This is a genomic window from Methylobacterium sp. Leaf89 (genome assembly GCF_001422215.1).
In the GTDB taxonomy this organism is placed as follows: Bacteria; Pseudomonadota; Alphaproteobacteria; order Rhizobiales; family Beijerinckiaceae; genus Methylobacterium.
This window is the reverse complement of record NZ_LMML01000029.1, coordinates 261116-273440: the sequence shown is the minus strand read 5'-3', so window position 1 is coordinate 273440 and position 12325 is coordinate 261116. Positions and strand designations below refer to the sequence as shown.

At 68.8% G+C, this 12325-nt stretch carries 9 protein-coding genes; 5 read left to right on the top strand and 4 right to left on the bottom strand.

All coding sequences use genetic code 11. The features are described 5' to 3' along the window. Window positions 1-55: 55 nt before the first annotated feature. The 4 genes from msrP to ASF18_RS16655 form a co-directional block, all read right to left on the bottom strand. The gene (msrP, locus tag ASF18_RS16670) at window positions 56-1012 is read right to left on the bottom strand and encodes a protein-methionine-sulfoxide reductase catalytic subunit MsrP (RefSeq protein ID WP_056353179.1); all 957 of its coding nucleotides are present in this window, start codon (window positions 1010-1012) and stop codon (window positions 56-58) included. Window positions 1013-1147: 135 nt separating this feature from the next. Further along, on the bottom strand, window positions 1148-2842 hold the full coding sequence (locus ASF18_RS16665; protein WP_056353176.1) for an AMP-binding protein: 1695 nt from the start codon (window positions 2840-2842) through the stop codon (window positions 1148-1150). A gap of 85 nt (window positions 2843-2927) precedes the next feature. Next, window positions 2928-3623, bottom strand: a complete 696-nt coding sequence (locus ASF18_RS16660) for a hypothetical protein (protein ID WP_200917626.1) — start codon at window positions 3621-3623, stop codon at window positions 2928-2930. 5 nt (window positions 3624-3628) lie between these two features. After that, window positions 3629-5125, bottom strand: a complete 1497-nt coding sequence (locus tag ASF18_RS16655; RefSeq protein ID WP_056353174.1) for a leucyl aminopeptidase — start codon at window positions 5123-5125, stop codon at window positions 3629-3631. Window positions 5126-5407: 282 nt separating this feature from the next. On the opposite strand from ASF18_RS16655, the gene lptF reads away from it, so the two are divergent. Genes lptF through rsmA form a run of 5 tightly spaced genes read left to right on the top strand, consistent with a single transcriptional unit; the run spans window position 5408 to window position 12263 of the window. Continuing rightward, window positions 5408-6577 (top strand): LPS export ABC transporter permease LptF, encoded by a 1170-nt coding sequence (lptF, locus tag ASF18_RS16650; protein WP_056218783.1) that lies wholly within the window; start codon window positions 5408-5410, stop codon window positions 6575-6577. Window positions 6578-6592: 15 nt separating this feature from the next. Next, window positions 6593-7681 carry an LPS export ABC transporter permease LptG gene (lptG, locus tag ASF18_RS16645; protein WP_056218780.1) on the top strand — a complete coding sequence of 363 codons (1089 nt, stop codon included), beginning with the start codon at window positions 6593-6595 and terminating at the stop codon, window positions 7679-7681. Beyond that, entirely contained in the window at window positions 7681-10347 is a 2667-nt protein-coding gene (locus ASF18_RS16640) for an LPS-assembly protein LptD (RefSeq protein ID WP_056353172.1), read from the top strand. Before lptG ends, ASF18_RS16640 begins: the two co-directional genes overlap by 1 nt. Window positions 10348-10383: 36 nt before the next feature. Beyond that, window positions 10384-11406: a 4-hydroxythreonine-4-phosphate dehydrogenase PdxA gene (gene pdxA, locus ASF18_RS16635; protein WP_056273447.1), complete on the top strand. Its 1023-nt coding sequence runs from the start codon at window positions 10384-10386 to the stop codon at window positions 11404-11406. Beyond that, a complete protein-coding gene (gene rsmA / locus ASF18_RS16630) occupies window positions 11403-12263 on the top strand; it encodes a 16S rRNA (adenine(1518)-N(6)/adenine(1519)-N(6))-dimethyltransferase RsmA (protein ID WP_056353170.1) in 861 nt (286 codons plus the stop codon). Before pdxA ends, rsmA begins: the two co-directional genes overlap by 4 nt. Window positions 12264-12325 lie beyond the last annotated feature (62 nt).

Below are 12325 nucleotides of genomic sequence, written 5' to 3'. Positions count from 1 at the left end.
GCGACACCGGACGCCTGAGCGGACGGGGCGGCGACCTGCCCCGCCGCAGGGCCCGTCAGACGAACAGGCGCTCCTTCTCCAGCCCCTTGTAGAGTCCGGCCACCTGTTCGCCGTAGCCGTTGTAGATCAGGGTCGGCACGCGCTGGTCAGTGCCCAGGACCCGTTCCGTGGCCTGGCTCCAGCGGGGATGCGACACCGCCGGATTGACGTTGGCCCAGAAGCCGTACTCGGCCGATTGCAGCCCTTCCCAGAAGGTCTTCGGACGCTCGGCCACGAAAGAGATCTTGGTGATCGATTTCACCGACTTGAAGCCGTATTTCCACGGCACAACGAGGCGGATCGGCGCGCCGAACTGGTTGGCGAGCGGCTTACCGTAGACGCCCGTGGCGACGAAGGCGAGGTCGTTGCCCGCCTCTTCCAGGGTCAGCCCCTCGGTGTAGGGCCAGGGATACAGGAACGACTTCTGGCCCGGCGCCATCGACCGGTCGAGGAAGGTCTGCATCTGGATGTACTTCGCGCCTGAGGTGGGCTTCGCCAGCGCCACGAGCTTCGCGAGGGGGAATCCGGTCCAGGGCACCGACATGGACCAAGCCTCGACGCAGCGGTGCCGGTAAAGGCGCTCCTCCAGCGGCATCTTGCGGATGAGGTCGTCGATTCCGAGGGTCATCGGCTTCTCGACGAGGCCGTCGATGGCCACCGTCCAGGGCCGCGTCTTCAGGGCGTTGGCGGCCGGCAGGACCGACTTCGAGGTGCCGTATTCGTAGAAATTGTTGTAGTCGGCGCTGAACTTCTCCGGGGTCAGCGGGCGGTCGAGGGTATAGGTTTCGTTGCGCTTGGCCGGATAGAGATCGGCGGTCGGGTCGGACGCCGCCCGGGCGCTCTCCGTCCCGATCAGCGAGGCGGCCGCCAGGCCCGCGGCCCCTCCAAGCAGGCGTCGGCGATCGAGGAAGACGCTCTCCGGCGTCGCGAGATGTTCGGGCATCTCCCATGCGTGGGTGCGTCTGATGTTCATGTCGTTCCCTCCGTTCAGCGCGAATCGCGGCGCGCCGGCCTGTTGTCCTGACATTGGCCGGACGCGGCGAGCGCGCAAGCCGTCTCAATGTCACCCTTCGCCGGCAGGCGGCCGCAGGTTACGGGCGGAACGCGATCACGGAGGGGGCGGATCGTCGCGAAGGGCCCGACGCAGCACCTTGCCAACGTTGGTCTTGGGCAGGGCGTCGTGGAAGACGACCCGGCGGGGAACCTTGTAACCGGTGAGCTGCGAGCGGGCGAAGGTCCGGAGTGCGTCTGTGGTCATCGCGTCGTCCTTGCGCACCACATGCGCGACGACCATCTCGCCGGTCTCGTCGTTGACCGCGCCGACCACGGCGCATTCGAGTACGCCCGGATGGCTCGCGAGCACGTCCTCGATCTCGTTCGGGTAGACGTTGAAGCCCGAGACCAGGATCATGTCCTTCATTCGATCGACGATGCGGACCTGTCCATCGGGGTTCAGCACCGCCACGTCGCCGGTGCGGAAGTAGCCATCGACGGTGGTGGCGTGGGCCGTCTCGTCCGGGCGCTTCCAGTAGCCGGCCATGACCTGGGGGCCGCGCACGCAGAGTTCGCCGGGCTCGCCGATATCGACCTCGCGGCCGTCGAGCCCTCGGATCGAGACGTCGGTCGAGGGCAAGGGATACCCGATGGTGCCGCTCCACGCGGAGAGATCCGGCGGGTTGACGCAGACCACCGGGGAGGTCTCGGACAGGCCGTAGCCCTCCACGATGGCGCGACCGGTGATCGCCTTCCACTTCTCGGCGACCGCCGCCTGCACCGCCATCCCGCCCGCGATGACGAAATCCAACCTCGAGAAGTCGACCTCGCGGATCTTCGGATGGTTGATGAGCAGATTGAACAGGGTGTTCACCCCTGAGAAGTGGGTGAAGGGCGTCCCCTTGAGGGTCTTGATGAAGCCGTCGGCATCGCGCGGGTTGGCGATCAGCAGGCAACAGCCACCAACCTTCATGAAGAAGAAGAAGCAGCAGGTCAGGGCGAAGATATGATACAGTGGCAGCGCCGTGACCATGACGCGCGCTGCGCCGTCCTCGGCCGAGACGCGGAACCAGATCCGACTCTGCTCGACATTGGCCATGATGTTGCGATGAGTCAGCATCGCGGCCTTGGCGACCCCCGTGGTCCCGCCGGTATATTGCAGGAACGCCAAGTCGTCCGGCACGACGGGAACCCGGACCTTCGGCTTGCCGGTGCCCGCGCGGATCATCGCGTCGAAGCGGACCGCGAGTCCTTCGGGCAAGCGATAGGCCGGGACGGCTTTCTTCACATGGCGCGAGACCAGGGTGATCAGCCGCCCCTTCATGCCGAGGCCGTCGCCGGGACCGGCCAGGACCACGCGGTCGAGGGCGAGGTCCGGCAGGGCCTGCACCACGGTATGGGCGAAATTCTCCAGGACGAAGAGGATGCGCGCGCCCGAATCGTTCAGCTGCGCCGTCAACTCGCGCGGCGTGTAGAGGGGATTGACGTTGACGACGATACAGCCGGCGAGGAGCACGCCGAAGATCGTCGCCGGATAGGCGGCGACGTTCGGCATCATGATGGCGACGCGATCGCCCTTGGTCAGGCCCTGCGCCGCCAGCCACGCGGCGACGGCCTCCGCCGACGCCCCGAGGGCCGCGTAGGAGATGCGGGCTCCGAAGCTCTCCAGCGCGGGCCGCGCGGCCGAGCGCGCCGTGCACTCCTCGAACAGGTCGACCAGCGTTCCGAGGCCGTCGACATCGAGCTCAGCGGGAATGCCCGGCGGATACGCGGACAGCCACGGGCGCACGGCGCTCCGGGTTTCGGCCATGTCGATCCTCCCTGCGATGCGACCCGGCGGCTTCCTGCCTCCTTAGTTCACACCTAAACTATCCTCAGGCATTCCGGCGGCGGGATCAAGCGTCGGCGCGGGACAGGCGCAAACGATCCTGCCGCGTCGTCAGCCCGTTGCAACTCAGGTGCGGCAGAAACGCGATGCAGGCCAGGGTACCGGCTAACAGGGCATCCCCGATCGTCATCGATCGGCGCGGCCAGATGCCGAACCCCGCCGCGTGGGCGAAGCCCAGCATGGCCAGGGCGAACCAGAGGGCGAGGTACCGGAGCAGGACGTCGACCGCGGCCCGCATCCAGCGCCGGGGCTGGGATCGACCCGCAGGACCGTTGCCGATCAGCAGGGCGCCGACCCCCAGGACGCTTCCGAACACCGTCGCGGCGAGGGCTGATCCGAGGGCGTAGGCCGCCGGCATCGGCTGCTGCGTGATGAAGGCGGTGCCGCCGCTGGCGAATGCGAGGCGCAGGGCTACGCCGCCGAAGGTGGGATAGAGGCAGGCCGCCAGGAACAGGGCCACGGCCAGCGCCCCGCCGATGAGGCGGCGGGGCCAGCCGGCCGATCCCGGCCGCAGGATCCGCAGGCCGAGGCAGGCGAGTCCGTAGACGATGGCCACCGCGAAGAGCGGGTAACGATCGAGGAAGAAGCCGTAGAAGCGGGCGTCGAGCTCGGGCGGCATGGCCACCCGCTGGTCGAACCCCGTGGCGAAAGCGAGCGCGATCGCCAGGAGCGCTGCCGCCAGCGGAGTCACGGCCGGCAGCACGCGGCTCAGGCCTCGTAGTTGTCGCGCACCAGGCGGTCGAGCAGGCGCACGCCCCAGCCCGCCCCCCAGCTCCTGTTGATCTCGCTCGCCGACGAGGACATCGCCACGCCGGCGATGTCGAGATGCGCCCAGGGCACGTCGTTGACGTAGCGCTTCAGGAAGGACGCCGCGGTCGCCGCGCCGCCATGGCGGCCGCCGGAGTTCTTCATGTCGGCGAACTTCGAGTCGATCGCCTTGTCGTAAGCCGGAATCAGGGGCATCCGCCACACGGCCTCGCCCGTCGCCTCGCCGGCGGCCGTGATCTTGGCCGAGAGCGCGTCGTCGTTGGAGAACATCCCGGCGATGTCCTGGCCGAGGGCGACGATGATCGCCCCCGTCAGGGTCGCGAGGTCGATCATGAACTTCGGCTTGTAGGCGCTCTGGATGTGCCAGAGCACGTCGGCGAGGACGAGGCGGCCCTCGGCGTCGGTGTTGATGATCTCGATGGTCTGGCCCGACATCGAGGTGATGATGTCGCTCGGGCGCATGGCGTTGCCATCCGGCATGTTCTCAACGATGCCGATGGCGCCGACGACGTTCACCTTCGCCTTCCGACTGGCGAGCGCGTGCATCGTGCCGACGACGCAGGCGGCTCCGCCCATGTCACCCTTCATGTCCTCCATGCCGCCGGCGGACTTGATCGAGACGCCGCCGGAATCGAAGCAGACGCCCTTGCCGATGAAGGCTAGGGGCGCCTCGGCCGGGTCGGCGGCGCCGTTCCAGCGCATCACCACGACGCGGGCCTCCTTCGTCGAGCCCTGCGCCACGGCGAGGAGGGCGCGCATGCCGAGCGCCTCCAGCTTGCCAGGGCCGAGAACCTCGACCTCGACGCCGAGCTGCGTCAGTGCCTCGGCCCGGCGGGCGAACTCCTCCGGATAGAGGACGTTCGGCGGCTCATTGATCAGCTCGCGCGCCAGGATGACGCCGTCGGAGACCGCCTCCGAGACCTTCGCGGCCGACTCGGCGGCGGCGCCATCGGCCACCATCAGGGTCAGCGCGGTGGCCCTGGCATCCTCGCCCTCGGGCTTCTTCTTGGTCTTGTAACGGTCGAAGCTGTAGTGGCGCAGGCGGGCCCCGAGGGCGAAATCGGCAGCGTTCTCGGCCGTGACATCGAGACCGGCGAGGATCAGGGCGGCCTGGGCGTTCCGGCCCGAGACCTTGCTGGCGGTGAAGCCGCCGAGCGCAGGCCAGTCGATCTTGGCGCGGTCCTTCTCCGAGCCGAGGCCGATCACCACCAGGCGGTCGGCGTCGAGGCCTGCGGGTGCGGGCAGTGCCAGGGCCGACAGGGACTTGCCCTTGAAGCGCTCGCTGGCGGCGGCACGGGCGACGAGATCGGCCACGCCGCCGCCGATCGCCTGGGCCACGGCCGGAGCCAGGGCGAGATCGTCGCCGACGAAGAGGACGACGTCGCCCCGGCCCACCGGGCCGAGGGGCCCGAACGCGATCGTAATTCCGTCCGCCATGACGCTAGCTTTCCGAGGATTGGGCTCGAACGAACCGTGCGTTCGAAGTGGTGCGTGCAGGATGTGCGGAGCGGCACGGCATCGGACGTGCCACTCCCGGCGCTTCTGTGTACCTGTTGAGGCACAGAACGCAACGCGACCGGACGGCCGTGAAAGCGCCCGAATCGGCGCGCCCGGATCGGAGTCGACGGCCGGGGGGCGGGACGGATACAAACGGGTGGGGCCGAGGCCTCGCCGGGCGATGCGGGGGGCGATCCGCGAGACGCCGATCCACGAGAACCCATGACGCAGATCGAGCGCTACATCTTCAAAATCGCGCTCGGGGCCTTCTTCGCCTGCCTCGTCGGCCTGACCGGTACGATCTGGGTGACGCAGGCCCTGCGCGAGCTCGACCTCATCACCGCCAAGGGTCAGACCCTGGTCATCTTCTTCCTCATCACCGGTCTTTCGCTGCCGACCCTGATCACCGTGATCGCTCCGGTGGCGCTGTTCATCGCCGTCGTCTACGCGCTGAACAAGCTCAACGGTGATTCCGAGCTCATCGTCATGTCGGCGGCAGGGATGCGACCGCGGCAGATCCTGCGCCCCTTCCTCAGCCTCGGCCTCGCGGTCAGCCTCGCGGTGGCCTTCCTGACGATCCAGGTGATGCCATCGTCGTTTCAGGAACTGCGCGACGTGCTGACCCGAGTGCGCGGCGACTTTATCGCCAACGTGGTCAAGGAGGGGCAGTTCACCAGCCTCGACAGCGGCATCACCTTCCATTTCCGCGAGCGCGGCCCGGGGGGCGCCCTGCTCGGCCTGTTCATCCAGGACAAGCGCGAGGCGGGCAAGTCGGTGGTCTACCTCGCCGAGCGCGGACAGGCGTTGGACTATGGCGGCCAGAGCTATCTCGCCCTGGAGAAGGGCAGCATCCACCGCCAGCAGAAAGATTCCCGCGACGCCTCGATCATCACCTTCGAGCGCTACACCGTCGACCTCGCCGCGTTCACGCCGCCCGACGCCGAGCTGGTCTACAAGCCGCGCGAACGCGCCACGGCGCAGCTGCTGTTCCCCGACACCAGCGAGACCTACTACAAGCAGCAGAAGGGTCGTTTCCGGGCCGAGCTGCACGACCGGCTCTCGTCCTGGCTCTACCCGCTGGCCCTGACCTTCATCGCCTTCGCGGCTCTCGGCGACCCGCGCACCACCCGCCAGGGGCGCGGCCTCGCGGTGGCCGGCGCCGTCCTCGCGGTGGTGGTCGTGCGCATCGGCGGCTTCGCGGCTTCCAGCGCGGCGGCGCGCAGTCCGGGCGCGGTGGTGGCCGTCTACGCCGTGCCCCTCCTCGCCATCCTGATCTCGGCGGTGATCATCTTCAACGGCGCGGCGGTGCGGGACTGGAACGCCCGGGTGGGCCGGGCCGCGACCGGGCTCGTCGGCCGCTTCGGCCGGCGCCCGCGCCTCGGCGTGCAGTGAGGCGGAGCTGACGCCATGCTGATCGGCGCCACCCTTGGCCGCTACTTCGCGATGCGCTTCGTGCGCACGATCCTGGGGGTGTTCCTCACGGTCTTCACGCTGGTCTACACCCTCGATTTCGTCGAACTCCTGCGACGCGCCGGCGACGCCGAAGGCGCGTCCACAGGTTTGATGGCGCAGCTCTCGCTCTATCGAACCCCGGCAGTGGCCGAGGGCGTGCTGCCCTTCGCCATCCTGTTCGGCTCGATGGCCGCCCTGCTCCAGCTCTCGCGCAAGCTCGAACTGGTGGTGGCCCGGGCCGCCGGCATCTCGGCCTGGCAGTTCCTGCAGCCGGGCGTGTTCGTGGCGCTGGCCATCGGGGCCTTCACGGTGGGGGTCTACAATCCGATTTCGGCGCTGATGAAGCAGCGCTCCACCGAGATCGAGGCGAAAATCTTCGCCCGCTCGACCAAGGCCAACTCGGGTAAGGATCTCTGGATCCGCCAGCGCAGCCTCGACGGGCAGGCCATCATCCGCGCCGACACCGCGGTGGAGGGCACCACCACGCTGGCCGGCGTCTCGGTCTTCGCCTTCGACGAGGCCGGCATCTTCACCGCGCAGATCGAGGCGGCCAAGGCCAGCCTGCACGACGGCTACTGGGAGTTGAGCCAAGCCCGGGTGATGGCCAAGGGCCAGCCTGCCGAAACCTTCGACACCTACCTGATCGCCTCGACCCTGGTGCCCTCGCAGGTGCGCCAGCGCTTCACGCCGCCCGAATCCGTGCCTTTCTGGCAACTGCCGGAGACCATCTCACGCTCCGAGCGGGCCGGCCTCGACGCCACGCGGTACCGCCTCCAGTACGACGTCCTGCTGGCGCGGCCCGTCCTGTTCCTGGCCATGGTGCTGGTGGCGGCCAGCGTTTCCTTAAGGTTCTTCCGCTTTGGTGGTGTCGGCAAACTGGTGCTGAGCGGCGTTGCGGCGGGGTTCGTGCTGTACGTCGCCCGACAGGTGCTGGAAGGCCTCGGTGCCTCGGGAATCGTGACGCCGGCTGTGGCGGCGTGGTTCCCGGCCGTGGTAGGGAGTCTCCTTGGTACGCTCACGCTTCTCTATCAGGAGGACGGCTGATGTCGGACTCGGTGGTGGCGAAGGGGCGCAGGCCTTGGCAGGAGTTGGGACTGGCGTTGCGTAAGGTCGCCGACATCACGTTGGCCACGGGGTTCGTGGCGCTGCTCACGGCCGTCGCCCCCGCGGCGACCGGCGGGCAGGCGCTCGCCCAGGGGGCCCCGCGGGCCAATGCCCCGAAGGCGGACGCCGGCAAGCCGGACTCGGGAAAGCCGGCCGAGCGCCTTCTCGTGGAGGCCGCCGAGCTCGTCTACGACAACGACCGCAACACGGTGACGGCCCGCGGCAACGCCGAGCTGCATTACGGCCCACGTACCTTGCAGGCCGACCGGGTGATCTACGACCGCAAGGCGAGCCGGGTCTTCGCCGAGGGCAACGTGCGCCTGACGGAAGCGTCGGGCGCGGTGGTCACCGGCTCCAAGATGGAGCTCACCGACGACTTCAAGAACGGCTTCATCGACGCCCTCCGGGTGCAGCAGAGCGTCCAGCTCAACGGGCAGACCGTCCGCACCCGCTTCTCGGCGCCCCGCGCCGAGCGGATCGAGGGCGACAGCACCAGCTTCGACTACGGCACCTACACGGCCTGCGAACCCTGCAAGAACAATCCGGAGACGCCGCCGCTCTGGCAGATCCGCGCTACCAAGATCGTCCACAACAATCAGACCCACACCGTCGCGTTCGAGGAATCGACCCTTGAGATCGGCGGCATCCCGGTCGCCTACCTGCCGTATTTCGAGACCGCCGACCCGACGGTGAAGCGCAAGACCGGCTTCCTGACGCCGCGCTTCCTCACCTCGACGGCCCTGGGCTCCGGCCTCGCGACCCCGTTCTTCGTCAACCTGGCGCCGAACTACGACCTGACGCTGTCGCCGGCCTTCCTGAGCAACCAGGGCGTCCTCGGCCAAGCGGAGTTCCGGCACCGGCTGGAGACGGGCTCCTACAACCTGCGCCTCTCCGGCATCTTCCAGACCACGCCGAGCGCCTTCCTGCCCGGCCCCCTCGGGGCGGGAGACCGCGACTTCCGCGGCTCGGTGGAGTCCAAGGGCCAGTTCTACATCAACGACCGCTGGCGCACGGGCTGGGACGTCGTCGGCGTCACCGACAAGTGGTTCCTCGACAACTACCGCATCCGCAACCAGAGCATCACCACGGACTATTTCCGTGAGGCCGTGTCGACCGCCTACCTGATCGGTCAGGGCGATCGCTCGTGGTTCGAGGCGCGGGGCTACTACTTCAAGGGCCTGTCGAGCTTCGACTGGCAGAAGGAGCAGCCCTTCGTCGCGCCGGTGATCGACTACGACAAGCGCATCAACGGACCCGGCTTCCTGGGCGGCGAGGTGCGGTTCGAGGCCAACATCACCAGCCTGACCCGCCAGGCGACGGATTTCCAGGCCGTTCAGAGCCCGACGGCCTATCTCCAGACGCCGACCATCAACGGCCGGACCTACTACCTCTACGAGACCTGCACGTCCTTCTCGCGCGGCCAGTGCGTGATCCGGGGCCTCGCCGGCACGAACACCCGCGCCTCGGCCCAGCTGTCCTGGCGCCGCAGCTTCATCGACGACGTCGGCCAGGTCTTCACGCCCTTCGCCTACCTGCGCACGGACGCGTTCTTCGTCGACCCGCGCACCTCCGGCTACCAGAACGCCCTGTCCGCCAACATCGCGACGCAGGACGCGGATTTCTCGGGGCGCGTCCTGCCCGCCGTCGGCATCGACTACCGCTACCCGTTCGTCAGCAATTTCGGGCCGCTGGGCGTGCATACGATCGAGCCGATCGCGCAGGTCATCGCGCGACCGAGCGAGACGCGGATCGGCCGGCTGCCGAACGAGGACGCGCAGAGCCTGATCTTCGACGACACCTCGCTGTTCGAGTGGGACAAGTTCTCGGGCTACGACCGGGTCGAGGGCGGCATGCGCACCAATCTGGGCGCGCAGTACTCCGTCGTGACTCCCGCCGGTTGGTACGCGAACGTGATGTTCGGCGAATCGATCCAGATCGCCGGCGTGAACTCGTTCCGCCGCGGCGACATCGCCAATGTCGGCCTCGATTCCGGCCTCGACAGCCGGGCCTCGGACTTCGTCGGCCGGTTCCAGCTGTCGCCCAACCAGCACATCACCTTCATCACCCGCGGGCGCTTCGATCACGCCGATCTCGGAGTGAACCGGGTCGAGACCGGCGTGATTGCCCGCCTCGCTCCCTTCGCGCCGATCGACCTCTCGGCGTTCTACTCCTATTACAAGGCCCAGCCCGCCCTCGGCTTCGCCAACCGCCGCGAGGGCGTCACCGCCTCGGCCACCTATCACGTGACGCCGAACTGGTTCGTCACGGGCTCGGCCCTGGTGGACCTGTCGCACTACCTCGACGTGCGCGACAACTTCCAGACCGCCTACGCCTCCTACCTCGCGAACCCCGTCGGGGACGCGCCCGTCTACCGCAACCCGGGACGCGCCTATCTCTCGGGCATGAGCATCGGCGGTGGATACCAGGACGAGTGCACGACGGTGTCGGTCAACTACATCGTCTCGCCGGTAGCGGCGGCCCTCGGCACCAGCGAGCGCAACCGAACCGTCCTGCTCCGGCTTGAACTGAAGACCCTGGGCGAGGCGGACTTCCGCCAGAACCTGAATACGGCCATCACGGCCGACGGCATCTCGACGGTCCGCTGAGGCGGCTTGGCCCCTGGAACGACACGGAGTGTTGCGGTGAGCAGCCTGCACGGGCCGATCGCCCTCACCCTCGGAGATCCGGCCGGTATCGGACCGGAACTCGCCCTCATGGCCTGGCGCCTGCGGGACGCCGGGCCCGGGCTGCCGCCCTTCTTCCTGATCGGCGACCCCGCCTTCATCGAGCGGCGGGCAAGCGAACTGAACTTGCGAGTTCCCATCGCGGATGTCGGCCCGGATCTCGCCACCGAAGTCTTCGGGCGCGCCCTGCCGGTGATGGCCCTTCCCAGTGGCGCCGCCATTCATGCCGTGGCGGGCCGGCCGGATTCCGCCAATGCCGGTGCGACGCTGGAATCGATCACCACGGCGGTGACCCTCGTCCGTGCCGGGGCGGCGACCGCCCTCGTCACCAACCCGATCGCCAAGTACGTCCTGACGCAGGTCGGCTTCGCGCATCCGGGCCATACCGAGTTCCTGGCCGCCTGCGCGGTGGAGCCCGGCGAGATCCCGCCGCTTCCCGTGATGATGCTGTGGAGCGAAACCCTGGCGGTGGTGCCGGTGACCATTCACGTCGCCCTTCGGCGGGTGCCCGACCTGCTGACGCAGGATCTCGTCCTGCGCACCGCCCGCATCGTGGCGGAGGACCTGCGCCGGCGCTTCGGTCTCGCCCGGCCGCGCCTCGTCCTGTCCGGCCTCAACCCACATGCGGGCGAGAACGGCACCATGGGCACGGAGGATCGTGACGTGTTGGAGCCGGCGGTGCTGCAGTTGCAGAGCGAGGGCATCGACATCCGCGGGCCGTTGCCCGCCGACACCCTGTTCCACGCGCGGGCCCGGGAGACCTACGACGTGGCCCTGACGCCGACCCACGACCAGGCCTTGATCCCGATCAAAACCCTGGCCTTCGACGAGGGCGTGAACGTCACCCTCGGCCTGCCCTTCATCCGGACATCGCCGGACCACGGCACCGCCTTCGACATCGCCGGCAAGGGCATCGCCCGACCCGACAGCCTGATGGCGGCGCTCCGCCTCGCCGCCCGTCTCGTGAAGGCCGGCGCGTGAGCGAGGACGGAAGCACCAGCAGCGATGGCCTGCCGCCCCTGCGGGAGGTGGTGCGCCGGCACGGCCTGGAGCCCAAGAAGGCGCTCGGGCAGAACTTCCTGTTCGACCTCAACCTCACGGGACGGATCGCCCGCTCGGCCGGCCCGCTCGACGGCGTGACCGTGGTCGAGATCGGCCCCGGCCCCGGCGGCCTCACCCGTGCGCTCCTGGCGGAGGGCGCCGCCCGGGTTATCGCCATCGAGCGCGATCCCCGCGCGCTTCCGGCGCTGGCCGAGATCGCGGCGCACTATCCGGGGCGCCTCGACGTGGTCGATGCCGATGCCCTGAGCTTCGACCCGGTGCCGCTGATCGGCACGGGGCCGGTACGGATCGTCGCCAACTTGCCCTACAACATCGGCACGCCCCTGCTGGTGGGCTGGCTCGCCAGCGCAGCCTGGCCGCCCTGGTGGGATTCCCTGACACTGATGTTCCAGCGCGAGGTGGCCGAGCGCATCGTCGCCGACCAGGACGACCGCGCCAATTACGGCCGCCTCGGCGTCCTCTGCGGCTGGCGGACCGAGGCCCACATCCTCTTCGACGTGGCGCCCTCGGCCTTCGTGCCGCCACCGAAGGTGACGTCCTCCATCGTGCGGCTGACGCCCCGGCGCGAGCCGCTGGCCTGTTCGGTTCAGGCCCTGGAGGCGATCACCCGGGCGGCCTTCGGGCAGCGGCGCAAGATGCTGCGTCAGAGCCTCAAGGCGGCGGTGCCCGATCCGGCCCGGCTTCTGGACGCGGCCGGCATCCCCGATACGGCACGGGCGGAGGAAGTGCCGGTCTCGGCCTTCGTGGCGATGGCGCAGGCTTACAGGCCCGCCTGATCACCGCCTCCTGAAACGCGGAAGGGCCCGCGCGGACATCTCCGCGCGGGCCCTTCGTTTCA

Coding starts and splice junctions, on each gene's coding strand:
- msrP (WP_056353179.1), bottom strand. CDS start 1,012: ATGAACATCAGACGCACCCACGCATGGGAGATGCCCGAACATCTCGCG.
- ASF18_RS16665 (WP_056353176.1), bottom strand. CDS start 2,842: ATGGCCGAAACCCGGAGCGCCGTGCGCCCGTGGCTGTCCGCGTATCCG.
- ASF18_RS16655 (WP_056353174.1), bottom strand. CDS start 5,125: ATGGCGGACGGAATTACGATCGCGTTCGGGCCCCTCGGCCCGGTGGGC.
- lptF (WP_056218783.1), top strand. CDS start 5,408: ATGACGCAGATCGAGCGCTACATCTTCAAAATCGCGCTCGGGGCCTTC.
- lptG (WP_056218780.1), top strand. CDS start 6,593: ATGCTGATCGGCGCCACCCTTGGCCGCTACTTCGCGATGCGCTTCGTG.
- ASF18_RS16640 (WP_056353172.1), top strand. CDS start 7,681: ATGTCGGACTCGGTGGTGGCGAAGGGGCGCAGGCCTTGGCAGGAGTTG.